This window comes from Vibrio artabrorum, from assembly GCF_024347295.1.
Lineage (GTDB): Bacteria > Pseudomonadota > Gammaproteobacteria > Enterobacterales > Vibrionaceae > Vibrio > Vibrio artabrorum.
Window position 1 is genome coordinate 44,813 of the sequence record NZ_AP025458.1, and the last position, 24,414, is coordinate 69,226.

At 45.0% G+C, this 24,414-nt stretch carries 17 protein-coding genes, 5 tRNA genes and 1 pseudogene; 17 read left to right on the forward strand and 6 right to left on the reverse strand.

The genetic code is table 11. The features are described 5' to 3' along the window. Positions 1 to 152: 152 nt before the first annotated feature. The gene (rep, locus tag OCU36_RS00190; protein WP_261838519.1) at positions 153 to 2,171 is read left to right on the forward strand and encodes a DNA helicase Rep; all 2,019 of its coding nucleotides are present in this window, start codon (positions 153 to 155) and stop codon (positions 2,169 to 2,171) included. A 97-nt stretch (positions 2,172 to 2,268) separates the two neighbouring features. Here rep and OCU36_RS00195 read toward each other — a convergent pair whose 3' ends face one another. Continuing rightward, entirely contained in the window at positions 2,269 to 2,682 is a 414-nt protein-coding gene (locus OCU36_RS00195) for a c-type cytochrome (protein ID WP_261838520.1), read from the reverse strand. 297 nt (positions 2,683 to 2,979) lie between these two features. Between OCU36_RS00195 and OCU36_RS00200 the strand changes: the two genes are divergently transcribed. From OCU36_RS00200 to OCU36_RS00245, 10 genes are all read left to right on the forward strand, one after another. Next, a tRNA-Arg gene (locus OCU36_RS00200) sits at positions 2,980 to 3,056 on the forward strand. 44 nt (positions 3,057 to 3,100) lie between these two features. Further along, positions 3,101 to 3,176, forward strand: a tRNA-His gene (locus OCU36_RS00205). Between the two features lie 76 nt (positions 3,177 to 3,252). Then, a tRNA-Pro gene (locus tag OCU36_RS00210) sits at positions 3,253 to 3,329 on the forward strand. Positions 3,330 to 3,373: 44 nt separating this feature from the next. Continuing rightward, positions 3,374 to 3,449, forward strand: a tRNA-His gene (locus OCU36_RS00215). Positions 3,450 to 3,503: 54 nt separating this feature from the next. Further along, positions 3,504 to 3,580: transfer RNA gene (locus OCU36_RS00220), tRNA-Pro, on the forward strand. A gap of 747 nt (positions 3,581 to 4,327) precedes the next feature. After that, positions 4,328 to 6,055, forward strand: a complete 1,728-nt coding sequence (locus OCU36_RS00225; protein ID WP_261838521.1) for a dipeptide ABC transporter ATP-binding protein — start codon at positions 4,328 to 4,330, stop codon at positions 6,053 to 6,055. Between the two features lie 93 nt (positions 6,056 to 6,148). Beyond that, positions 6,149 to 7,702, forward strand: a complete 1,554-nt coding sequence (locus OCU36_RS00230) for an ABC transporter substrate-binding protein (protein WP_261838522.1) — start codon at positions 6,149 to 6,151, stop codon at positions 7,700 to 7,702. A gap of 180 nt (positions 7,703 to 7,882) precedes the next feature. Beyond that, positions 7,883 to 8,860, forward strand: coding sequence for an ABC transporter permease (locus tag OCU36_RS00235; RefSeq protein ID WP_261838523.1), 978 nt, complete (start codon positions 7,883 to 7,885; stop codon positions 8,858 to 8,860). Between the two features lie 2 nt (positions 8,861 to 8,862). Next, positions 8,863 to 9,801, forward strand: a complete 939-nt coding sequence (locus tag OCU36_RS00240; RefSeq protein WP_261838524.1) for an ABC transporter permease — start codon at positions 8,863 to 8,865, stop codon at positions 9,799 to 9,801. 191 nt (positions 9,802 to 9,992) lie between these two features. Continuing rightward, positions 9,993 to 10,922: an SPOR domain-containing protein gene (locus OCU36_RS00245; RefSeq protein WP_261838525.1), complete on the forward strand. Its 930-nt coding sequence runs from the start codon at positions 9,993 to 9,995 to the stop codon at positions 10,920 to 10,922. Between the two features lie 192 nt (positions 10,923 to 11,114). Here the strand turns inward: OCU36_RS00245 and OCU36_RS00250 are convergent, their stop codons facing one another. Next, positions 11,115 to 11,366 (reverse strand): DUF6482 family protein, encoded by a 252-nt coding sequence (locus OCU36_RS00250; RefSeq protein WP_261838526.1) that lies wholly within the window; start codon positions 11,364 to 11,366, stop codon positions 11,115 to 11,117. A 413-nt stretch (positions 11,367 to 11,779) separates the two neighbouring features. Between OCU36_RS00250 and OCU36_RS00255 the strand changes: the two genes are divergently transcribed. Both OCU36_RS00255 and OCU36_RS00260 read left to right on the forward strand, forming a co-directional pair. Next, entirely contained in the window at positions 11,780 to 12,967 is a 1,188-nt protein-coding gene (locus OCU36_RS00255) for an MFS transporter (protein ID WP_261838527.1), read from the forward strand. Between the two features lie 46 nt (positions 12,968 to 13,013). After that, a complete protein-coding gene (locus tag OCU36_RS00260) occupies positions 13,014 to 13,895 on the forward strand; it encodes a DoxX family protein (RefSeq protein ID WP_261838528.1) in 882 nt (293 codons plus the stop codon). A 149-nt stretch (positions 13,896 to 14,044) separates the two neighbouring features. On the opposite strand, the gene gorA is transcribed toward OCU36_RS00260, so the two are convergent. Continuing rightward, the gene (gene gorA, locus OCU36_RS00265) at positions 14,045 to 15,397 is read right to left on the reverse strand and encodes a glutathione-disulfide reductase (protein WP_261838529.1); all 1,353 of its coding nucleotides are present in this window, start codon (positions 15,395 to 15,397) and stop codon (positions 14,045 to 14,047) included. A 188-nt stretch (positions 15,398 to 15,585) separates the two neighbouring features. Beyond that, the gene (locus tag OCU36_RS00270) at positions 15,586 to 16,425 is read right to left on the reverse strand and encodes a 23S rRNA (adenine(2030)-N(6))-methyltransferase RlmJ (RefSeq protein ID WP_261838530.1); all 840 of its coding nucleotides are present in this window, start codon (positions 16,423 to 16,425) and stop codon (positions 15,586 to 15,588) included. Positions 16,426 to 16,704: 279 nt separating this feature from the next. Between OCU36_RS00270 and prlC the strand changes: the two genes are divergently transcribed. Beyond that, positions 16,705 to 18,747, forward strand: coding sequence for an oligopeptidase A (gene prlC / locus OCU36_RS00275; protein ID WP_261838531.1), 2,043 nt, complete (start codon positions 16,705 to 16,707; stop codon positions 18,745 to 18,747). A 107-nt stretch (positions 18,748 to 18,854) separates the two neighbouring features. On the opposite strand, the gene asnC is transcribed toward prlC, so the two are convergent. Beyond that, on the reverse strand, positions 18,855 to 19,319 hold the full coding sequence (gene asnC / locus OCU36_RS00280; protein ID WP_261838532.1) for a transcriptional regulator AsnC: 465 nt from the start codon (positions 19,317 to 19,319) through the stop codon (positions 18,855 to 18,857). A 126-nt stretch (positions 19,320 to 19,445) separates the two neighbouring features. Here asnC and OCU36_RS00285 point away from each other — a divergent pair. The 3 genes and pseudogenes from OCU36_RS00285 to OCU36_RS00295 all read left to right on the forward strand — a co-directional run. Beyond that, a pseudogene (locus OCU36_RS00285) lies at positions 19,446 to 21,770 on the forward strand (diguanylate cyclase); the annotation flags it as partial. Positions 21,771 to 21,984: 214 nt separating this feature from the next. Next, complete coding sequence (locus tag OCU36_RS00290; protein WP_261838533.1) at positions 21,985 to 22,764, forward strand: class I SAM-dependent methyltransferase; 780 nt, start codon at positions 21,985 to 21,987, stop codon at positions 22,762 to 22,764. A gap of 117 nt (positions 22,765 to 22,881) precedes the next feature. Further along, positions 22,882 to 23,403 (forward strand): DUF3450 domain-containing protein, encoded by a 522-nt coding sequence (locus OCU36_RS00295; protein ID WP_261838534.1) that lies wholly within the window; start codon positions 22,882 to 22,884, stop codon positions 23,401 to 23,403. Between the two features lie 92 nt (positions 23,404 to 23,495). On the opposite strand, the gene OCU36_RS00300 is transcribed toward OCU36_RS00295, so the two are convergent. Further along, entirely contained in the window at positions 23,496 to 24,374 is an 879-nt protein-coding gene (locus OCU36_RS00300; RefSeq protein WP_261838535.1) for a carboxylate/amino acid/amine transporter, read from the reverse strand. Positions 24,375 to 24,414 lie beyond the last annotated feature (40 nt).

Here is a 24,414-nt window from a genome sequence, read left to right on the forward strand (position 1 = left end):
TTCATTATAGACCAATAACAGTACATATGTGCAATTAAATCTTGCACAAACCGTGTAAAAATCTTGTATAAGAGAACGTAGCATTCGTGCTAGTGCAGCATTATTATAGGCGCGCAATTGAATTCGCTCCTCTAGACCAAATTGAGACTCAAATGAAACTGAACCCAAGACAAGATGAAGCCGTGAAGTATGTTTCTGGCCCTTGCTTAGTATTAGCCGGCGCTGGATCAGGAAAAACACGTGTTATTACCAATAAAATCGCGTATTTGGTTCAAGAGTGTGGCTACAAGGCGCGTAATATTGCAGCAGTAACCTTTACCAATAAAGCGGCACGTGAGATGAAAGAGCGCGTTGGGCAAACCTTAGGTAAAAGTGAATCGAAAGGGTTAATTGTCTCGACCTTCCATACTATGGGCTTGACGATTATTCGCCGTGAATACAAAGCGCTGGGTTTGAAAGCGGGTTTCTCTCTGTTTGATGACCAAGACCAACTAGCTTTGTTAAAAGAGCTAACAGAGAGGCAGATCGATGGTGATAAGGATTTGCTGCGCGCTTTAATGAGCACCATTTCGAATTGGAAGAATGACATGCTGACGCCAGATCAGGCGAAAGCTCGAGCTCAAGGCGAACAAGATCAGTTGTTTGCATTCTGTTTTGAGATGTACCAGAAACAGATGAAGGCATACAACGCGCTTGATTTTGATGATCTGATCGCGATGCCGGTATTGTTACTGAAAACCAATCAAGAAGTGCGTGAGCGCTGGCAGTCGCGTATCCGCTATCTATTAGTGGATGAATACCAAGATACCAACACCAGCCAATATGAGTTGGTTCGTTTACTAGTAGGAGAGCGTGGTCGTTTGACGGTAGTAGGCGACGATGACCAATCTATCTATTCATGGCGTGGTGCAAAACCGCAAAACTTGGTGTTGCTGGGTGAGGACTATCCGAATCTTCGTTTGATCAAACTCGAGCAAAACTATCGTTCAACCAGTCGAATCTTACGTGCGGCGAACATCTTGATCGCCAACAACCCACACGTTTATGAAAAGTCACTGTTCTCAGAGATCCCAGACGGTGAAAAGCTCAAGGTACTGAATGCTAAGAATGAAGAGCATGAAGCAGAGCGTATTACCGGCGAGATCATCGCCCACAAGTTTTTGAATCGCACAGAATACAAAGATTACGCAGTACTTTACCGTGGTAACCACCAATCTCGCTTGATTGAAAAAGCCTTGATGCAAAACCGTGTGCCTTACAAGATCTCTGGCGGTACGTCTTTCTTCGCGAGAGCTGAAATTAAAGACATCATGGCTTACCTGCGTGTGTTAGTGAACCCCGATGATGACAACGCCTTTTTACGTATCGTAAACACGCCGCGTCGTGAGATTGGTCCGGTAACGCTCGAAAAATTAGGTAGCTACGCCAATATGCGTGGCAAGAGCCTGTTTGAAGCCAGTTTTGAGATGGGCTTGGAGCAAACATTGACGGGACGCGGTTTAGAAAACCTGCGTCGTTTTGGCGATTGGATTGTTCGAATTTCAGATAATGCTGAGCGTGGTAATACGGTTGAGGCCGTGCGCTCTTTGGTGCGCGACATTAACTATGAAGATTGGTTGTACGAAACATCGGCAAGCCCGAAAGCGGCTGAAATGCGAATGAAGAACGTCTCTGATCTGTATAGTTGGATTGTGGCCGATCTTGAGGGTGACAACTACGACAAAGAAGAGAAAACCCTACGTGAGGTGGTTCAACGTTTAACGCTGCGCGACATGATGGAACGTGGTGAAGATGATGACGATGCAGACCAAGTCCAATTAATGACATTGCATGCATCGAAAGGCCTAGAGTTCCCGTATGTATTCCTGATGGGTGCAGAAGAGGGCATTTTGCCGCACCAAACCAGTGTTGATGAAGGTAACGTAGAAGAAGAGCGTCGTCTTATGTACGTCGGGATTACGCGAGCGCAGAAAGAACTCACTTTTACTAAGTGTCGTGAACGCCGTCAGTATGGTGAGTTGATAAAGCCAACACAAAGTCGCTTCCTTGACGAACTGCCGCATGATGATGTGGAGTGGGAAAGCGCTAAGAAGCCTCAATCTGCTGAAGAAAGAATGGAAAAAGGGCAGGCGCATATTGCCAATATTCGCGCGATGTTCAACAAGAAGTAATGATCTACTTTAATCGTACGATATAGACGCTAATAAAAAAGGTGACCATGCAGTCACCTTTTTTTGAATCTGGCATTTTTAATTACAGATCGATAAATTACAGACCAGCAATCATGTGTTCGATAGCATCTTTGATTTCGTCGTCTGAACAGTCCATACATGAGCCTTTCGCTGGCATGGCATTAAAGCCGTTGATGGCATGGTCCGCTAGGATGTCGCGACCTTTCGCAATACGAGGAGCCCAGTCACCAGCATCACCCGTTTTAGGTGCGCCACTTACACCAGATGCGTGACAAGCGATACAAAAGGTACCGTAAACTGTTGCGCCATCACGAGGGCCTGTTGGTTCTGCGGCTGCTGGTTCACTGCCGACAAGGTACACTTGTCCAACGGGTTTGATGCGTTCAGCAATTGCATCGTGCTCTGCTTCGCTTAGGCCTGCAGCCATAGTACCCGTTGAAAAGGTTAAAGCTGCGATGGCCACGCTTAAAATTCGATGAGAAATATCCATTAAACTCACTTTACATTCCCAAGGTAAGTGCGTGCTTACCGATTTATAGTGTTGGAAGGGTATTTTGATTTGGACAGCAAAGAGCAACTGTTAAATCAATGTAAATAATGGGTAATTATATCCTTATAAGTTGTTGCAATAAACAACAACTTATAAGCTGCGGCCAGTTGTTGTACTCAAATAAGGGGTTTATCACATATTAACTGTCGAAAAAGAGACCAAACAGAAAAAAAAGTTAAAAAAGTACTAGACGACCTTAAGTGATCTACGTATTATTCCACTCCGCCGACAGGGCATGCGCCTGTAGCTCAGCTGGATAGAGCGTTGGCCTCCGGAGCCAAAGGCCGAAGGTTCGAATCCTTTCAGGCGCGCCATCCGGTCTTGCTTAGGTGAGTAGCATTGGCAAAAAGAAACAATGGTGGCTATAGCTCAGTTGGTAGAGCCCTGGATTGTGATTCCGGTGGTCGCGAGTTCGAATCTCGTTAGCCACCCCATTCTTTCTTTAAAAATATCGGTAGCTTCGGCTTCCAGTATTGATTCATTATTCCCAAGAGTCGATACAAAACTAGTCGGTGAATAGCGCAGCTTGGTAGCGCATCTGGTTTGGGACCAGAGGGTCGGGGGTTCGAATCCCTCTTCACCGACCACTATTTCAATAATCGCATCATAGCGGTTATATAAAAAGTTAGTGGTGGCTATAGCTCAGTTGGTAGAGCCCTGGATTGTGATTCCGGTGGTCGCGAGTTCGAATCTCGTTAGCCACCCCATTAATTTTGGTGCTTCTTTGAAGCTTCCGGTTTGAGTCATCAAACAAAATATCTCGGTGAATAGCGCAGCTTGGTAGCGCATCTGGTTTGGGACCAGAGGGTCGGGGGTTCGAATCCCTCTTCACCGACCACACAAGAAAGCCCCGTCAGAAATGACGGGGCTTTTTTACATCTGTCATTTGAACCTTATCCCATAGACTTGAAACGTTAAACCTACCCATTCAACAACCTATCTGTTATTACATCGACGATCTCCCTTCATATAAGATAAGCACACCATGACTCTGACAATGGTTGGTTTATAACAGTGCCTATTCTATAAAATAAGTAAGACTAAATTCTAGAAAGCTCCTCCGGCAAGATAATAGGCTTTGTCGGAGGATGACTTCGAAAAATAAAATCTATTTTCAATGTGATTGTTACGGTTTGTGCTTAACATTGCTGTTACATAAGCAACTAAAGAGTGCTTATGACCCAATGAACGGATTGTTTGTATTTTCTGTGTTTATATCATTAGCATAAAGAATTGAAAGTGGTTTTTTTTATTGGCATGATTAACTGGTTGAGTTGTCTGGTGGTGAATTCTTCTTCTTATTGGGGGAGAAACACTGCAGTCTAGTTTTGTTGGGGTTTTCGGGGGAAAGTCTAATAACAAAATAGTATGCTTTCTTTCTATTATATATTGTCATTATGAATTGTTATGTGCTTGTTTTGCTTGTTAAACGTTTGATGTCGATTTTTTATCCTGATTTTGTTGCTTTTTTGTGAATTATTTGCCAAATTGGCAACCGTATAAAATATCAGAATAATATTTTGGTAAGAATGGATTCAATTTTACAGACAGGGCAGAAAGCTGCCAAAGCAGTAGAGGTCTGATAATGTCACTTTTAGAAGTAAAAAACCTGCGCATCGAATACCCATCTCGTCATGGTGTACACGCTGCTGTAAAGTCGCTGTCGTTCAACATTGAACGTGGTGAGATTGTTGGTGTCGTCGGCGAGTCTGGTGCCGGAAAATCAACAGTAGGTAATGCTGTGATCGATTTACTGAGCCCTCCTGGCCGCATCGCTAGCGGCGAGGTATTTCTGGACGGCGAAAAAGTCTCCGGTTTATCTCCTGAACAGATGCGTTCTGTTCGCGGCTCAAAGATTGGTTTTATCTTCCAAGATCCAATGACTTCTCTTAACCCTCTATTCACCGTAGAGCATCAGTTAAAAGAGACAATTCATGCCAACATGAAGGTTTCGGATCAAGAAGCCTACCAGCGCTCATTAGACTTGATGAACCAAGTTGGTATCCCGCAACCAGAAAACCGTTTAAAGCAGTACCCACATCAATTCTCTGGCGGTATGCGTCAGCGTGTGGTTATCGCGATCGCATTGGCGGGTGAACCTGACTTAATCATCGCAGATGAACCAACAACCGCCTTGGATGTGTCTATCCAAGACCAAATTTTGGGGTTAATTCGCGACCTCTGTATCCAGAAAAACGTCGGCTGTATGTTGGTCACGCACGATATGGGTGTGGTCTCTAATGTGACTGATCGCGTTGCGGTGATGTATCGTGGTGATTTGGTTGAGTTTGGTCCGACGGCGAAAGTTCTTGGTACCCCAGAACACCCCTATACGCACAGTCTTATCTCCGCAGTTCCGCGTTCAGATCGTAAGCTCGATCGTTTCCCTTTGGTGAGTTACATCGAAGAAGCGCACGAGATGGAACCTCTGGATGTGAAAAATCACTGGTTAGGTCAAAGCCAAGATCACCGCGATTACACTGGCCCATTATTGAATGTTGAAAACGTGCACTTACGCTTTACCACCAAGGACTCTTTCTTTGAGAGCCGCCGTGAATACGTTCAGGCGTCAAACAACGTGAGCTTTGAGGTACATGAAGGTGAAACTTTTGGGCTGGTTGGTGAATCGGGTTCGGGCAAGTCAACGATTGCTCGTGTGATTGCAGGCTTGTACGCCCCCAACTCAGGCAAGGTAACGTTTGAAGGTATTGACCTTACTGCACTTAAGTCAGAGAAAGAGCGTCGCCCTATGCGTCGCCAAATGCAGATGGTGTTCCAAAATCCATACACATCAATGAACCCTCGAATGAAGATCTTTGACATCATTGCTGAACCGATTCGATTCCATAAGCTTACGCGCAACGAGAATGAAACTCGGCAGATCGTTCACGATCTGCTTGAGCATGTTGGTTTAGGCAAGCTGGCTGGAGTTAAATACCCACACGAATTCTCAGGTGGTCAACGTCAGCGTATTTCTATCGCTCGCGCCTTGGCAACTCGTCCACGTCTTCTGATTTGTGATGAACCTACCTCGGCGCTGGATGTGTCGGTACAGGCTCAGATCCTTAACCTATTAAAAGACCTACAAGACGAACTCAACCTGACCATGCTGTTCATCAGTCACGATTTACCGGTTATTCGCCAAATGTGTGATCGTGTCGGCGTGATGCAAATGGGTCAACTATTGGAAGTGGCGCCAACTGAGCAGCTATTCCAATCGCCTCAGCACGAATACAGCAAACATCTCATTTCTTTAATGCCTGAATTTACGGGTTTAAGAGAAGAAAAAGCAGTGGCAAAAGCCGCGGTATAAAAATCAGCAAGTTGGACTTGGCTTGCTAACAACAATAAACAGACGCAAATACAACAATTAGGGATCTGGATTCCCGCATGAAGGAGTTATGCAATGAAAACCATGAAAAGCAAATTAGTAGTCGCTTTGATGGCAGCTGGCCTAAGCTTTAGTGCAGCAGCAGCAGATATTACCGTTGGCTACGCCGCTGACCCTGTATCACTTGACCCGCATGAGCAACTGTCTGGTGGCACATTGCAAATGTCTCACATGGTGTTTGACCCTCTAGTACGTTTCACTCAAGAGATGGATTTTGAAGGTCGCCTAGCAACTAGCTGGGAGCGTGTTGATGAAACGACTTTCCGCTTTAACTTACGTAAAGGTGTGAAATTCCACTCTGGGAATGAGTTCACCGCTGATGATGTTGTGTGGACTTTTGAGCGTCTACAAGCTTCTCCAGACTTTAAGTCTATCTTCACGCCATACGAAAAAATGGTAAAAGTGGATGACTACACCGTTGAGCTTATTTCAAAAGCGGCTTACCCACTTGTGCTGCAAACTGCAACTTATATCTTCCCGATGGACAGTAAATTCTATTCTGGCAAAACCGCGGAAGGCAAAGATAAATCTGAGCTAGTTAAGCACGGAAACTCGTTTGCTTCGACTCACGTTTCAGGTACTGGGCCATTCATCGTAACGCAGCGTGAGCAAGGCGTTAAAGTGACGTTTGAGCGGTTCAACGATTACTGGGACAAAGAATCGAAAGGTAACGTAGACAAGCTAACATTGGTTCCAATCAAAGAAGACGCAACACGTGTCGCGGCACTTCTTTCTGGTGATGTAGACATGATTCACCCCGTCGCACCTAACGATCACAAGCGTGTTAAAAACGCGAAGAACATTGATTTAGTGACGCTGCCGGGTACTCGTATCATTACGTTCCAAATGAATCAAAACAGCAACGAAGCACTGAAAGACGTACGTGTTCGTCAAGCCATCGTTCATGCGATTAACAATGAAGGTATTGTTAAGAAAATCATGAAAGGTTTTGCTACGGCTGCTGGTCAGCTAAGCCCAACAGGCTACGCGGGTCACGATGATGCACTTGTGCCTCGTTACGACCTGAAAAAAGCCAAAATGCTCATGAAAGAAGCGGGTTACGAAGATGGCTTTACACTCACGATGATGGCACCAAACAACCGTTATGTGAACGATGCAAAAGTGGCTCAAGCATCGGCGGCAATGCTGTCTAAGATTGGTATCAAAGTTGATCTTAAAACCATGCCTAAAGCGCAGTATTGGCCTGAGTTTGACCGATGTTCAGCAGACATGATGATGATCGGTTGGCACTCAGACACCGAAGATTCAGCGAACTTCAACGAGTTCCTAACCATGACTCGTAACGAAGAGACCGGTCGTGGTCAATACAACTGTTCTGGCTACTCAAACCCAGAAATGGATGCGATTGTAGAAGCTTCTAACACAGAAACGGACCCAGTTAAGCGCTCTAAAATGCTGAAAGGCGTTGAAGCGACACTGTACAACGATGCGGTATTTGTTCCGCTACATTGGCAGAGTGAAGCGTGGGGCGCGAAATCGAATGTCGGTGCCGCCGATATCGTTAACCCAATGGTGATGCCTTACTTCGGCGACCTCGTTGTAAAATAATCTCGTTTGTTAGAATCGAGAGCCTGAAGTGTTCAGGCTCTCTATATGATTAAGATATAGATTTAAGTTTCGGTATTTGGTCTTTCTTCAGTCTGGCTAAATACCTTTTTCAAGGCTGAATTATTTGTTGTTTAGTCGCGGATGTCGATTAGGCAGTCATGGATAGATAAGGGGCAAGGAATGGTTACGTTTCTGGTCAAGCGCCTGTTTCAGGCACTGATAGTGATGTTTGTGATCAGTTTGGTGGCGTTTGCCATTCAGGATAACCTGGGCGACCCGTTGCGTGAGTTAGTTGGTCAATCTGTTTCAGAGTCGGAGCGTCAAGCGCTGCGTGATGAGCTCGGATTAAATGATCCCTTCGTTACAAAATACACTCGTTTTATAGGCGCAGCTCTACAAGGCGATCTTGGTACTTCATATTTCTTTAAACGTCCAGCGGTGGATGTAATTTTAGATAAGCTGGTCGCGACGCTAGAACTGGTGTTTGGCGCGTCTCTGATCATCGTTTGTCTGTCGATCCCACTTGGCGTTTATTCTGCAATACACCCCAAAAGCTTCTTCACTAAACTGGTGATGGCGGGCAGTAGTATCGGTATCTCTGTGCCTGTTTTCTTAACCGCAATCATGCTGATGTATGTGTTCTCTATTGAGCTTGGTTGGTTGCCGTCGTTTGGACGTGGTGATACGGCGAACTGGTTTGGCTGGGAGTCTGGCTTTTTAACGCTCGACGGTCTTGCACACTTAGTACTGCCGAGCATCGCTTTGGCATCTATCATGCTGCCTCTGTTTATTCGTCTAGTACGCTCTGAAATGCTGGAGGTTTTAAGTTCTGAATACATTAAGTTTGGTAAAGCGAAAGGCTTAGCGCTGAACAAGATTTACTACCAACACGCTTTGAAAAACACCATGCTCCCAGTACTCACGGTAGGGGGGGTTCAAATTGGTACTATGGTGGCTTACACCATTCTTACTGAAACGGTATTCCAGTGGCCGGGTACCGGTTTCCTATTCCTTGAAGCGATTAACCGAGTGGATACACCACTGATTACCGCATACGTTATCTTTGTTGGCCTGATTTTCGTGGTCACCAACACGATTGTTGATCTGCTGTACGGCATCATCAACCCAACAGTGAATATTACAGGGAAAGGAGCATAACCATGGAACAAACAATAACCGCGCCATCCCGTTGGGAGCGATTCAAGCAGTCAGACATTCTGTACTATTTTTTACGCGATAAAGTGGCAATGGTCAGCTTTGCTATTTTTGCTGCCTTTTTAGTGATGGCACTGGCGGCGCCGATTTTAGCGCCAACAGACCCGTACGACGTGACGTCTATCGATATCATGGACTCAGAGTTGCCACCATCTTGGATGGAAGACGGCGAAGAGCGCTTCTTACTGGGCACTGATGAGCAAGGTCGTGACATTCTATCTACGATGCTTTACGGCTCTCGCCTTTCTTTGACGATTGGTTTCTTAGCCGTGGGTCTTCAGCTAACTTTAGGTATTATTATTGGTCTGTCTGCGGGTTATTTTGGTGGTCGTATTGATAACTTTCTGATGCGTTTTGCCGATGTCCAGCTTTCATTTTCAACCATGATGGTTGCGATCATTGTCTCTGCTATATTTAAGGCAAGTTTCGGCAGTGACTTCTATGCGCAATATGCCGTTGTGATGTTGGTCGTGATCATCGGGGTGGCAGAATGGCCGCAGTATGCGCGAACTATCCGCGCATCCGTCTTGGCAGAAAAAAAGAAAGAATACGTCGAAGCGGCGCGTGTAATGGGCTTTAGAGCTCCTCGTATTATGTTCCGTCACATTTTACCGAACTGTCTATCGCCAATATTGGTTATCTCTACGGTACAGGTGGCTAACGCAATCATGTCAGAAGCGGCCCTTTCTTTCCTCGGCTTAGGTCTTCCGGTCGATCAGCCGTCATTGGGAGCGCTAATTAGCACGGGCTTTAACTATATTTTCTCTGGTGCATGGTGGATCACAGCGTTCCCTGGTGTGCTTTTAGTAACATTGGTTTTGGTGATTAACTTATTAGGCGACTGGTTACGTGACGTATTCAATCCTAAAATTTATAAAGGATGATAGCGTAGATCGATTTTTAACAAAAAAAGTCGCTAAACTAAAAGCCGTAAGTTATTACGGCTCTTTTTGGGCTTAAGAGATCTAGAACTGAATATCATTGATTGATACTGTTAATAATCGTTTAAATAGAATCTGCGTTCTATCGATACTCACTCGATAACAGTTTGCCTGTCAGGGTTTAAGTGGTGGTTATGAAATTGATAATGAATGTTATAGGTGGTGCTGTGATTAGCAATTATCGTATGGGGTTGATTGCGGTGTCTCTTTTGGTTTCTAGCCAAGTACATGCGGAATCATTTTTATGTGATGCCACTCAGGCAAGTACCAATCAATTACCACAGCTAGAACAGTCATGTCCTATCGGTAAGGGTGTGTGGGGCAGTAAAGCGCCGAAACGTCATTCAGACAACGACCTGTTTTGGGTCCAATGTGGTCTGCTGAATAAGCCTCTGTCATTGAACCGAGCAAAGCCTCTGTATGAGAAGATATCGACCAATGTATGGATGAAGCCGGAAGGCGGAAGTTATCGCTGCTTAATCGGTCCTTACTCGACATTCTCTGAAGCGAGAAAAGATCTTGCTCAAGTGCGTAAGGTTTCAGGTTACGCTGAGTCTTTTATTCGTGTAGCTGATAAATCCCAGGCTTCGTCACCGTCGACCGTGACGAAACCTGCTGAACCTAAAGCCCCTAAAACAGCAAAAGTCCCAACTCAGCCAATATCAAAAGTAAGTGTTGCCAGTGCTGGTGTTCAAGCACTTCCCGTCGATGTCGCGAGCTCAGACAATGAGCTTGATATCGAAATTCGTGTGACGGCAAATGTTGCGGGCAGTCAATATGCCATCCCTTATCTTCTGGATCATCAACAGCCGTTTTACATGGAGCAAGGGAAACCTTGGAACCGTCTCGATTACGGCAGTGCTGAGTTAGTGTGTAACCAGGTTAACATGAAACTGATGACCGAAAAGCAGTGGCAGAACATCCTGAGCTCAAAGATCATGGAAAAGCAGAACTGGCCAATGCATCTACCGTATTGGGGAGCCGACAAAAAAGGTCTGTTTACTAACGGTAACGTAAACCAACTCAAAGGTTCTTCACTACTAAACGTAATGTGCGTTAAGTAACGACCATCACTTCAATAGTCACCTACCTAGCCTCAGCCATTGCTGGGGCTTTGTGGTTTAGACACCTTCCTTTTTCAATATCGGTTCGACCTATAGACACACACTCTTCAATACGAATTTGATTAAAAATCACTAAAAATTGTTCAAATAGAGCCGTTGGTGCGTAGAAAACCATAACTCAGCACGATTGATTTAACACCACTTCAAATCAATCTCCAACGGTTGAGTGTGACCACAGTGTTCCCCACACATTTCATCATAAGCACTGTTATGAATGAGGATTGCTGATGCCACACCTTGATTACTAAAGTGGTCATGTGCTTGGTTGACACTCAGAAACTTCATTGGGTGCTGGTGGTTGTCTTTAATCAATTGCTTCTGCTCGCCAACGATTTGGTAAGCCAAGTAAATCCCGCCTTCAAATGATTCAATGAGTAGATTCATCACAAACTCCATTACTTTTTTCAATTAGTCAGTACCTAAGTTACGTAGCGTTGGCGAGTAAGGTTCAGAGTAGACATAAAAGCTTAAGGTTTGCTTTTTGAAAGCGATCAACAACAGGGTGAGGGGCGCTTGATTGAAGGGAAAAAGCCATAGCACTCAATCATTGTTCGGTTTATCTGAATAATAATTTCATATTTCATGCAATTATCAAATTTATACTTATGAATATAATAGTGATCATTAATAGGAAAGGTGGAAACACCTAATTATTGTGATCGAGAACTCAGTTTCGAGCAACAATAGGTACATGAGAGGCTCAATCATCATGTTGATGGCGGTGCTTTAGTTAAAGAATCAATATAAACAAACCGTTGAGTTTACTTTAATCAGCAGTCAACGCCCTAGGATAAAAAATGAAAAAAGAATCGATGCCATTTCAGGTTTGGATATTAACTCTCGCAGCGTTTGCTATTGGTACCGCTGAATTTGTTATCGCAGGTATTTTGCCTCAAGTCGCAACATCCCTATCAATTACAGAAGGCCAAGCTGGTTACTTAATCAGTGCTTATGCATTAGCTATTGTAATTGGCGGTCCTATTCTTACTATTTATTTATCACGTTTTAACAAGAAAAACGTTTTATCTGGTTTGATGTTGCTATTTATCATCGGTAATGTGCTTTCTGCTTATGCGCCGGATTATAATATTCTATTTGTGAGCCGCATTATCAGCGGTCTTGTTCAAGGCCCGTTCTATGGAATCGGTGCTGTTGTAGCAACTAACCTTGTATCTGAAAAAATGGCAGGTCGTGCTGTTGGTCAGATGTTCGCCGGCTTAACCTTAGCGAACGTACTTGGTGTGCCTGCAGGTACTTGGATTGGGCTGAATTACAGCTGGCACGCAACGTTCATTGTTGTTGCTGTGCTAGGTGCTGTAGCGATGCTATCTATCGGGGCATTTATCAAATCAGTGGGTCATAGTGAAGCTAAAGATGTTAAATCTCAACTACGCGCATTTAAAAACCCAGCTCTACTGATTAGTTTAGCTATCACAGTTTTTGCTTGGTCTGGATTCATGACGCTTTACGGTTACTTAGCGCCTATCGCGATGCATATAACCGGTTATGGTGAAAATGCTGTTACTTGGATCCTTGTTATCGTTGGTGCAGGTCTCATTATTGGTAACACGCTTGGTGGACGTTCTTCAGATAAAGATCTAAATAAAGCGTCTATGTTCTGGGCTATTGCGATGATCGTATCACTTATCGCTGTTGGTCTGGTTGTTGATAATAAGATCTTATTTGTAATCGCTGCATTCATCTTTGGTATTGCATCATTTGCTAATGTGCCTTCAATGCAACTTCGTGTTATGAATCATGGTGGTGATGGTCAAGAACTTGCTGCTACCGCTAACATTTCAGCGTTTAACTTGGCAAACGCGTTTGGTGGGGTTCTTGGTGGGGTTGTACTTGATAGTAACCTTGGTGCTGGAATGATTCCATACGCAGCAATTGTAGTGCCTATTATCGGTCTATTCTTCATCGCTAAAGCAAACCGCAATAGCGAAGCAGGAAATGAAAAACCTGCGACAGTCGTCAACTAATCCAATTAAGGCCCATTGATTGGGCCGTTAATTTAAGGCGAATTAAATGAATACTTTTGATAAGTTATTACGGCTGCTAACGATTATTACAGCTGTTGTTACTGTCTTCTTGTCAGTCCAAGCGCTACTCGATAACGGGCTAAGTGCCTGGGTGTTTATCTCTACAGCGGTATTTATCGCTGTTCTGATTATTTCACTTGTTGCTACGTACAAAAAAGGTAATGTTGAATTTTTTGGTCTAATTGGTTCAATGCTTGGTGGGTTGACGATTGGAAGATTGTTCTCAACCATGCACCTTGAAAAAATAGACCTTTCAACGTTGTCATCACTTGACCCACTTATGGTCGCGGAAACTGGGCCTGGCATACAAAGTATCGAGATTGCTAGCACATTACTTTTCGTTTTATTGGCTATTCAGATTGTAAAACAACCTTGGCTAAAAAGAACGTCAGAGCAAAGTCGAGTTGTCGGAAGTACGAATAGTTACGAATGGGGAATGACGCTAATAAGAATTTATGTTGGCATGATGTTCATTGCTCACTTCACTGGACACCTATTAGCGGGTGGAGCTCCATTCGCAGTCTTCAGCGATTACTTCGGGAGTATTGGTCTTCCATTCCCTCAAGCTTTCGTTGTGTTAGCTGGAGTTATCGAGGTAGCTCTTGCTGTTATGCTTTCATTTGGATTTATGACTCGATTAGCTGGTTTTGGATCGGCAGCCTATCTTTTCGTGTCGGTCGGTCTTGGTGGTCACTATGCTGTTGGGTATGTATGGGTACTCCCTACTGGCGGTTGGGAATTCCCAGCAATGTGGATATTTGTCTCTGGCATCTTTATGCTAGCGGGAGGCGGAAAATCATCCGTCGATAGTTGGTTAAAAGATAAATATAGATACAACCCAAGTAAGCTCAAAGCATTAATCTATTAATTAGAAAAAATGATACAGCGATGAACTCCGAAAAAAACACTGGTTATATAGATATGGCCAGTGTTTTTTTATTTTTCTATACTTTACAAATCTAAAGAGTAGATCTTCCAAATCATGAAGATCTACAGTTTAGTTTTCTAGACTTAGGTCTACATAGTAACAAACTCTTCTGAGCCTGTTGGGTGGATCGCCACAATAGAGTCGAAGTCTGCTTTGGTTGCGCCCATTTTCATCGCAACGCCGAAGCCTTGAATCATCTCATCAACCGTGAAACCAATACCGTGTAGGCCAACAACGGTCTCTTCATCTCCCGCACAGACTAGCTTCATCTTACAAGGTTGACGATGCTGAGTGACGGCGGTGTACATTGCAGTAAAACTAGATGTGTAAACTTTAATGTTGTCTTTGCCGTATCGCTCTTCAGCTTCTTGAGTCGTTAGACCAATTGTGCCGATAGGTGGGTGGCTGAATACAACAGTAGGCACTAGCTTGTAGTCCATTTTCGCGTTGGTTTTACCATTGAATAGGCGCTCAGAAAGTTGACGACCAGCTTTAACGGCAACAGGCGTTAGCTCGATACCGCCTTCCATGATGTCGCCAACACAGTAGATGCCAGGAACGTTGGTTGCTTGGAATTCGTCTACTTTGATGTAGCCACGGTCATTCGTTGCAACGCCAGTTGATGCTAGGTTAATCGCGTCCGTTGCTGGGTGGCGACCGATAGCCCAGATTAGGTGGTCAACGTTTTGAGTGTTGCCGTTCTCTAGGTGTAGAGTCAGTGTGCCGTCTGCTTCTTTCACTACTTCTTTCGGAACAGAGTGCGTGTGCAGTGTTGGACCTTCTGCTTCCATTACTTCAACCAATGTCTCGATGATCATTGGGTCGAAGCTACGTAGTGGAGACTCTTTACGACAGAACAGGTGCGTTTCTGTGCCAAGTGCGCTTAGTACGCCTGCGATTTCTACTGCGATGTAGCCTGCGCCGATAACAGCAACACGTTTAGGTTGTTCCATCAGGTCGAAGAAACCGTTTGAGTCGATACCGTGCTCTGCGCCTGGGATGTTTGGAATGGTTGGACGACCACCCACAGCGATCAGGATGTGATCCGCAGTGTAGTGCTCACCGTTAACTTCAACAGTCTTCTCATCGACAAACTTAGCAAAGCCTTTGATTACGTTTACTTTGTTGTTACCCAAAACGCGATCGTAAGATTGGTGGATACGGCCAATGTACGCTTGGCGGTTTTCTACCAGTTTGCTCCAGTTGAAGCCTTTTACGTCAACGTCGAAGCCGTAATCCTCAGAGTATAGGTTGATCGCTTCAGCAACTTGAGCGCCGTGCCACATTACCTTTTTAGGAACACAACCAACGTTTACACAAGTACCACCAAGGTCTTGAGCTTCGATAAGTGCAACCTTTGCACCGTGCATTGCTGCGCGGTTTGCTGATGCGATGCCGCCGCTGCCGCCGCCGATACAGATGTAATCAAAATGAGTCGCCATTACTTTCTCCATTTATTAAAGGCTGTGGGTACAGTGAGCGCACTGAACACCTACGTCCTATAGATTCTTAAATTGTCTAATTATTATATTGAGGGCAGATCGGTTGAACTCAATCTCCCTGTTTAAAATTTATTCGTGTAGGTCACAATCTGCTGAATATTCGTCAGAGCATGACGTTAAGCTCGAGATTACTCGGGTACGATCCACTCTACTTTGAAGTGACCGGTCGCCGGCGCAATTGCTTCCTTCAAGAATGGAAGAATCTCTTTCATTTGGCTTTCTAGCTTCCAGGGCGGGTTAATCACGATCATGCCTGATGCTGTCATACCACGCTCGTTGGTGTCTGGTGATACGCCAAGTTCGATTTGTAGAATCTTGTTGATGCCTAAGCCTTCGAGACCTTCGATCATATCTTCGATATCACAGCGATTGACTACCGGGTACCAAATTGCGTAGATACCGGTTGCCCAGCGCTTGTGGCTTTGAGCGATTGCAGTCACCACATCACGATACTCTTTTGCCAACTCGTAAGGTGGGTCGATCAGTACTAAACCACGGCGTTCTTTTGGTGGCAGGCTGCCCTTTAAGCGCTTAAAACCATCTTCTTTGTAGATAGATACCTGACGATCACGGTGGAACTCTTGTTCAAGCAGCGGGTGATCGGCTGGGTGAAGCTCAGTCAGTACCATGCGGTCTTGGTCACGTAGGTGTGCACGTGCAACACGTGGAGAACCCGGGTAGTAACGCAGTTTCTCGCCATTATTTAGAATGGAAATAGACTCAAGGTAGCTTTGAATGTCTTCAGGAAGTTCTGTTTGTGCCCAGACGCGTGCAATACCTTGTTTGTATTCGCCAGTTTTTTCAGACCATTCATGCGTTAAGTCGTAACGACCTACACCAGAGTGAGTGTCATGATAAACAAAAGGCTTATCTTTCTGTTTCAAAGAATTAAGAATAAGGCTCTGTACGATATGCTTTACTACGTCGGCATGGTTACCTGCGTGGAAGCTGTGGCGATAACTTAACAAATTAAACTCTCGTAACACTCTCGAATTAGAGTGTGGTTAGTGTAGGTGGGGTTAATCTAACTATTATAACCCTCAATGGACCATAAATTCTCGAACAATTCAGGAACAGTCGCTAGCAATATGCAGTTAGTTATTGGTTCTACTATTGAAATTTGCCTTGTTGGGCACTATTTAATAACTATTCGCAGGTGATTTTTTAGGGCGAACTTTAGCCTGATGACTGTAAGACGACCTCATTACAAAAAAGACGAAAGTCTCTAAAGCCAAAGGAATGTTTATATGTCTAATCCGCTATTAACCTTCACGGACTTACCTCCGTTTTCACAGATCAAGCCAGAGCACGTAAAGCCAGCCGTTGAGCAAGTGATTGAAGCGTGTCGCAACAAGATAGAACAAGTACTTGAAGGTAATACTTCACCAAGTTGGGACAACCTGGTGGCTCCAATTGAAGAAGTGGATGATCGTTTAAGTCGTATTTGGTCACCGGTAAGCCATATGAACTCTGTCGTGAACAGTGACGAACTGCGTGAAGCGTATGAAAGCTGTTTGCCTCTGTTGTCTGAGTACGGCACTTGGGTGGGTCAACACAAAGGTCTGTTTGAAGCGTACAAAGAGATCAAGGCGAGCGAGGCGTTCTCTGGATTAAATCGAGCTCAACAAAAAACCATTACAGATGCACTGCGTGATTTCGAATTGTCGGGGATTGGCTTACCTGCAGACGAACAGCACCGCTACGGCGAGATCAGCAAGCGTCAGTCGGAGCTAGGTTCTCAATTCTCAAATAACGTGCTTGATGCAACCATGGGTTGGAGCAAGCAGATCACAGATGTCGCTGAACTGGCAGGTATGCCTGAATCCGCATTGGCGGCAGCTCAAGCGGCGGCTGAGTCTAAAGAGCAACAAGGTTACCTATTGACTCTGGATATCCCATCATACCTACCTGTGATGACTTACTGTGATAACCAAGAGCTGCGTAAAGAGCTGTACGAAGCGTACGTAACGCGCGCTTCAGATCGCGGTCCAAACGCAGGTAAGTGGGACAACACTGAGATCATCACCGAGCAACTTAAGCTGCGCCACGAGATCGCACGCATGCTTGGCTTTAGCACTTACAGCGAAAAATCTTTGTCGACTAAGATGGCAGAAACGCCAGACCAAGTACTTGGTTTTCTTAACGACCTAGCAGTAAAAGCCAAACCGCAAGGTGAGCGCGAAGTAGAAGAGCTACGTCAGTTTGCTGAGAAAGAGTTTGGTGTTTCTGAATTGAATCTTTGGGACATCGCTTACTACAGCGAGAAACAAAAACAGAAGCTGTTCGAGATCTCTGATGAAGAGCTTCGCCCTTACTTCCCTGAATCTAATGTGGTTTCAGGTCTGTTTGAGGTGCTGAACCGCGTGTTTGGTATGTCGGTAACTGAGCGTGAAGGTGTAGACACTTGGCATGAGTCAGTGCGCTTCTTTGATATCTTTGATGCGACTGGAACACTGCGAGGTAGCTTCTACCTCGATCTATACGCACGTGAACACAAACGTGGTGGCGCTTGGATGGATGACTGTCGTGGTCGTCGCATTACACAATCTGGCGAGCTACAAACGCCAGTTGCTTATCTAACGTGTAACTTCAATAAGCCTATTGGTGATAAGCCTGCACTGTTTACTCACGATGAAGTGGTGACCTTATTCCACGAATTCGGCCACGGTATCCACCACATGCTGACGCAAGTAGAAGCGGGCGCAGTTGCGGGTATTAATGGCGTGCCTTGGGATGCGGTTGAATTGCCAAGTCAGTTCCTAGAGAACTGGTGTTGGGAAGAAAAAGCGCTGTCGTTCATCTCTGGTCACTTCGAAACGGGTGAAGCGTTACCCAAAGAGATGCTAGAGAAGATGCTGGCGGCGAAGAACTTCCAATCTGCGATGTTTATCCTGCGTCAGCTAGAGCTTGGTTTGTTCGATTTCACACTACACACAGAGTACGATCCAGAAGTCGGTGCTCGCGTATTAGAAACGCTAGCGGATGTTAAGTCTAAGGTATCGGTATTGCCAAGCCTAGATTGGAACCGTTTCTCACACAGCTTTGGTCACATCTTTGCTGGTGGCTACAGCGCCGGTTACTACAGCTACCTTTGGGCAGAAGTGCTATCGGCAGATGCGTTCTCGGCATTTGAAGAAGAGGGTATCTTCAACACTGAAACCGGTAATCGTTTCTTGAATAACATCCTTGAAATGGGTGGCAGTGAAGAGCCAATGGAGCTGTTCAAACGCTTCCGTGGTCGTGAGCCACAAATCGACGCAATGCTGCGCCACGCGGGAATCAACGTATAATCACGGTAACTATCTCGTTTATTGCGAGATAATTGTGAAAAGAGCCTCTGGTTAGAGGCTCTTTTTTTGTCTGTGCGTTATGTTATGCCAAGCAAGGCGAATCAATGTTATGGATTCACATTGCGGTTGATCGGGTTCTGCAGTGAAATCAGGGTTTCTGTCGACTGAACTTCATCGATCGCTTGCAGTTTATCGATCAATACAAATTGCAGCTCTTCTATCGACTTACACATCAGCTTTACAAAGATATTGTAAGCACCAGTGGTGTAATACGCCTCTACTACTTCATCTAACGCATTCAGTTTAGCGATCGCTGAGTGGTAATCTTTGGCTGCATTGAGGTTGATGCCAATAAAGCAGCATACGTCATAACCTAATTTCTTGGTGTTTACGACGACTTCAGTGCGCTCAATAATGTCTGCCGATCTCATTTTCTCAATTCGAACATGAATCGTCGCGGGGCTCACGTCGAATTGCTTAGCCATTTCAGCATAGGGCGTACGTGCGTCTGCCATTAAGGTTTTTAAAATAGCGCGGTCTAGGTCATCGAGGCGAGCTGGGGGTGTGGACATGCAGGATCCTTTAGATAGAACGAAATTATACCGGTTAGAGTACACATGATAGCCAAGGGTGATAATATTAGCAGCAACTATAGTGTTAGGGTGATTTTCGTGCGATTTTCGTTGTTATTAATTTTGATGTGCTGGAGCCTTTTTGCTTCCGCACAGACAAAAGATGTGTTGGTTGTTCACTCTTACCATCAAAGTTTTTTTTGGACGCATGATTTCCATAAAGGATTATCAGCAGAACTCGATGGTGCTGGTTTGTCTTATCGGGTTGTTTACCTTGATAGTAAACGCTTTCAAAGTGCAGAGTACCTAGAACGTCTTTATCAACTTTACCGCACTAAGCTGGCCCATGAATCGTTTTCTGCCATAGTGGTCAGTGATAACAACGCGCTGAATCTAATGAAGCGCCTCGCGCCAGAACTGAAAGGCACGCCAGTTATTTTTGGTGGTATAAACAATTATTCATCAGAGATGATAGAAGGCCTAAACGCGACCGGTATTACTGAAGACATTGATTTGGCGGGTAATGTCGATCTTATTAAGCGCCTTCAATCGACGGTGAAAAAAGTGTATGTGGTGACCGACCATTCGCTAACGGGACAGACGATTCGCGCCCAAATTGATCGATTTATTCAAACCCATCCGAGCTTTTCCGGTCTTGTCGAGCATTACGTTCCTGATTCCTATCAAGAGTTAATCGCATTTTCTCAGCATGCAGAGCCTGGGGAAAGCTTATTGTTTTGTGCGTATTACCGCGATGCTCATGGTCGCGCGAGTACTGATGAAGACTGGCGTCAATTGAACATCAAAGCGCAAATGCCATTGTATATCGTTCATGATTTGGGGCTTGGGTTTGGTGCGATTGGTGGTGTGATTCAAAGTGGTGAAAGCCAAGGTCGAGATGCTGGGCGAATGTTGCTAAAGGTGCTGGATAATCCGACAGGAGTACTTCCCTCTATCACCTCGGGAACCTCAAGGGTTACGCTTGATTACCAACAAATTTTGCGCTGGGATCTGGGGGAAGATAATGAAGCCTCCGTCACTTTCCTCAATAAGCCACAGCCATTCATGATGCGTTATCATGATGAAATACGAACCATAGGCTTGCTGTTTGTCACAATGTTATGTGTTATCGCTGCCTTGGTTTACTATTTGAATCGTCTTCAGAAAAGTGAAAAAGCCAGTCGTCAGAGTCAACGGCTTCTTGAATCGATATTCGATCAGAGTTTGCAATTTATCGGCATCCTCGACAAGGAGGGGGTGTTGTTGTTGAGTAACCGGAAATTGCATGAACTGCTTTATAATCAGGGCTACAAATTAGGTACACCTCTCCAACAACATCAACACTGGGAAGATTCTGCGCGCGACATACTCACCGAATATTTCATCGTAAAAAGTGCTCACTCAGCTTTACGATTTGAAGCTGAGGTGTGGTCTCGTGATTGTGGTGCAATGGTGCTAGATATTTCATTGAAGCCGATGCCGGGCAGTGAAGAAGACATTCAGTTTCTATTTGAAGCACGTGATGTGACCTCGCGTAAGCTCGCCGAGAATAAGTTGTTCCAACGCGAAGCAAACCTCAAACTGTATTACGAAAAACAGCCAGTAATGATGATTACACTCGATGGCAATAGTCGCATTCAGCAAGTGAATCAGTTTGCTGAAGAGCTTTTGGGTTACCGGTTAGAGAAGCTGTTGGGTCATCGCCCTAGAGAATTCTATGCTGATGAAAATGCGATGCTTCCACGTTATCTCTTGTTGCAACCACAGCATAAGATTCGTGGCGTATGGCGTCGTGATATCGAGTATCGTCATGCTGATGGCAGTACCATTTGGATTCGTGAAAACATTCGTCCATTGATTGAGTCTGACCAGTTGTTGATTGTGGGGGAAGATATCACTGAGGCCTATGAGCTTTCTGAACAATTAGAGCACCAAGCACGTCACGACTCATTGACCGATACCTTTAACCGCAACCACTTTGAACAAGAGCTGAAAAAGGCATTGAAAGAAGTCGAAAGCCATATGCGCACGCACGCGATGTTGTTTTTGGATTTAGACAAATTTAAGGTGTTGAACGATAGTGCCGGCCATGAAGCGGGTGATGCAGCGATTTTGTTTAGTGCAAAACTGTTAGAGGATGTGCTGCCGAGCAATACCGTATTGGCGCGTATGGGGGGCGATGAGTTTGCGGTGTTAATTAGGGATTGTTCCGAGCAAGATGCGATCAATGTTTGCTGCAATATTCTCTCTAGTATGAGTGAACATTCATTTTTGTGGGGGGACCTTTGCCTCAACCTGACCTGTTCTATTGGTATTCGATTGATTGATCATACAGCCGCTTCACCTCAGATGGTTCATGCTCAGGCCGATACTGCTTGCCATACTGCCAAAAAGGAGGGGCGCAATCGTTATTACCTCCATCATCAAGATGACGAAGACTTACAGTATCGCTTGTTTGCTCAAAGAAACGCCCAACTGACCTCGTGAAGAGAGAAGCTCGGTTTATTATGGTCAATAATTTGGCCCATGTGATGGTTCGCTCTATCAATGGTTGAGCGTTTTGCTTTCTTGTGAATACTTTTCTCCGTTAATATGTATTGTTGAGGCAATCAGGTAAACTGATTGCCTCCTTTGTTTTGAATATTACTGTCTGTTGGAGACGACCTTGCAACTACAACTGATTTGCGAAGATGCTACCCAAATCGATCATTTAAATGACTTAGCGACCCGTTGGAATTTATCCCATGATGAAAGCAGCGAGTTTGCCTTAGTACTGACAAACGAGCGACTTGAGTTGCGTAAAGTTGATGAACCTAAGCTTGGCGCTATCTTTGTTGATTTAGTAGGAGGCGCGGTTGGTCATCGGCGTAAGTTTGGTGGGGGCAAAGGTCAAGCGATTGCCAAAGCGGCAGGCTTAAACAAAGGCGCAATACCAACTATTCTTGATGGCACCGCCGGCTTAGGTCGTGACGCGTTTGTGTTGGCTTCTTTAGGGTGTAAGGTGCAAATGGTCGAGCGTCATCCAGTTGTGGCTGCACTGCTAGATGATGGCTTACAGCGAGCGCAACAAGACCCTGATATCGGTGGTTGGGTAAGTGAACGTATGACGTTGATTCACGCTTCCAGCCATGATGCATTAGACAAGCTCAGTAACGACCCGAACTTCGAACAGCCAGACGTTGTGTACTTAGATCCAATGTACCCACACCCTGAGAACAAAAAAAAATCGGCTTTGGTTAAAAAAGAGATGCGCGTATTTCAATCTTTGGTTGGTGCTGACCTGGATGCCGATGCGCTGTTACAGCCCGCTCTTACGCTCGCATCAAAACGAGTTGTAGTGAAAAGACCCGACTACGCGGCGTGGTTAAATGAGCGACAACCGAGCATGGCGATTGAAACTAAAAAGAACCGTTTTGATGTTTATGTCAAAGCATCGATGACTTAACAATATCAAAAAATATCCCGTCATGAGTACGATAAATTGTCATTTATACTTGCGATAGTTACGTTACGGATGTATGTCTAACTAAGAATTATTACTATTCTTATCTGGAGTTGTAGCATGGCTAAACGCTTGTGTAAGTTAAATCGTCGAGATATCACCGAACACCTAGGAGAGATCCACCGTTTGGTTACCCAACCTAAGTTTGTGTGCCAATCTTGTGCTCGTTCATCGGCAAATGAAGTCAATCTATGCAAGCCCATCGCAATTCCTCCTCTTGATGGTCAGGTGAAACCCGACGAAGAACAACTCGCGTGCGGACCATTTTCTGAAACCTTGTCCGTTTCTGAAAAGACTCTTAGCGAAGCGCTAAAGATCAATAAGCTATCGCTGAAAAATACTCCGTTAGATACGCCTGTGATTGATGTGAATAGCGATGAGAAAGCGGAACTTAAACGAGCGAAGAAAGCCGTTAAGAAACAAGAGAAGTACAATAAAAAGCTCGCGAAGATGATTAAGAAACAGCAAAAGCTGTTTAAGAAAAGCCAGGAATTGGAAAGTGAGCTTGAACACCTCAACGTACAGGTCGAGAGCGCTCTATATATCGAACCCCAATTCCAAGTCGCGAACCATCTTCATTAATCATGATGAGTGGCGTTCAGTGTAAAACAAAGAGCGACCTACGGTCGCTCTTTTGCTTTTTTAGACTTTAAGATCATCGACATCTTAATCAATTAGGCTCGGTTAGCGGCCTTTGTAACACGCTTTTTCACCCACGTCTCATTGACGAATAAGGACAGCAAAATAACACTCCCCCCAATGGCGAGACGAACCAAGTCGACATCTCTATTCCAAATCAGGATATTCACCACAAGGCCTGCGGGAACTAAGGCGTTGTTCATTACGGCCAGTGCGCCGGCATTCACCATGCATGCGCCTTTATTCCACATAAAGTAACCCAGCCCCGAGGCTATCAAGCCAAGGTAGATCAGGATTCCCCATTGAAGCGTGGTGGTGGGGAGTTTCTCTGGATTACCGAGCAGCATAAAAGCAACCGAAGCGACACAGAGCGCCCCTAAGTAGAAGTAACCAAATACCGTTCGTTGCGGCAACTCTGTCGACTCTTTTTCCATCACCACTTTATAGCCCACCTGACCGATAGCAAAGCACAGGTTTGCCCCCTGTACAACGAGGAAGCCGACTAAAAAGTTATCGTTGATGCCGGCAAACTTAATGAATACCGCGCCCAAAACCGCAATAGCCGCAGTGACTAAGTACCACGGAGAGAATTGCCCTTTGAGAAAGTCATAAATCAGCGTGACATAAATCGGCGTGAAAACGGTAAAGAGTAGAACTTCAGGAACGGATAGCAGCAAGAAAGATTGATAGTAGAAGCAGTACATCAGGCCAAGCTGGATACCACCAATTGCCATCAGTTTAGCGATCAGCTTACGAGATATGCCTCGGAATTTTAGGAAAGGAAGAAATACGACGCCAGCAAGGGCAACACGCATTAAAACAGAGAACCAAGAATCAACCTGACCCGCAAGGTAAACGCCGATCAGGCTAAAGGAGAAGGCCCAAAGGAGGGTAACACCAGCTAAATAGCTCATAGTAAAACTTCGTTAATAAGATATGAGCGGTATGTTACCT

Bases quoted from the DNA above. Each gene is read 5' to 3' on its own strand.
- rep (WP_261838519.1), top strand. From the start codon at position 153: ATGAAACTGAACCCAAGACAAGATGAAGCCGTGAAGTATGTTTCTGGC.
- OCU36_RS00195 (WP_261838520.1), bottom strand. From the start codon at position 2,682: ATGGATATTTCTCATCGAATTTTAAGCGTGGCCATCGCAGCTTTAACC.
- OCU36_RS00225 (WP_261838521.1), top strand. From the start codon at position 4,328: ATGTCACTTTTAGAAGTAAAAAACCTGCGCATCGAATACCCATCTCGT.
- OCU36_RS00230 (WP_261838522.1), top strand. From the start codon at position 6,149: ATGAAAACCATGAAAAGCAAATTAGTAGTCGCTTTGATGGCAGCTGGC.
- OCU36_RS00235 (WP_261838523.1), top strand. From the start codon at position 7,883: ATGGTTACGTTTCTGGTCAAGCGCCTGTTTCAGGCACTGATAGTGATG.
- OCU36_RS00240 (WP_261838524.1), top strand. From the start codon at position 8,863: ATGGAACAAACAATAACCGCGCCATCCCGTTGGGAGCGATTCAAGCAG.
- OCU36_RS00245 (WP_261838525.1), top strand. From the start codon at position 9,993: ATGAAATTGATAATGAATGTTATAGGTGGTGCTGTGATTAGCAATTAT.
- OCU36_RS00250 (WP_261838526.1), bottom strand. From the start codon at position 11,366: ATGAATCTACTCATTGAATCATTTGAAGGCGGGATTTACTTGGCTTAC.
- OCU36_RS00255 (WP_261838527.1), top strand. From the start codon at position 11,780: ATGAAAAAAGAATCGATGCCATTTCAGGTTTGGATATTAACTCTCGCA.
- OCU36_RS00260 (WP_261838528.1), top strand. From the start codon at position 13,014: ATGAATACTTTTGATAAGTTATTACGGCTGCTAACGATTATTACAGCT.
- gorA (WP_261838529.1), bottom strand. From the start codon at position 15,397: ATGGCGACTCATTTTGATTACATCTGTATCGGCGGCGGCAGCGGCGGC.
- prlC (WP_261838531.1), top strand. From the start codon at position 16,705: ATGTCTAATCCGCTATTAACCTTCACGGACTTACCTCCGTTTTCACAG.
- asnC (WP_261838532.1), bottom strand. From the start codon at position 19,319: ATGTCCACACCCCCAGCTCGCCTCGATGACCTAGACCGCGCTATTTTA.
- OCU36_RS00295 (WP_261838534.1), top strand. From the start codon at position 22,882: ATGGCTAAACGCTTGTGTAAGTTAAATCGTCGAGATATCACCGAACAC.
- OCU36_RS00300 (WP_261838535.1), bottom strand. From the start codon at position 24,374: ATGAGCTATTTAGCTGGTGTTACCCTCCTTTGGGCCTTCTCCTTTAGC.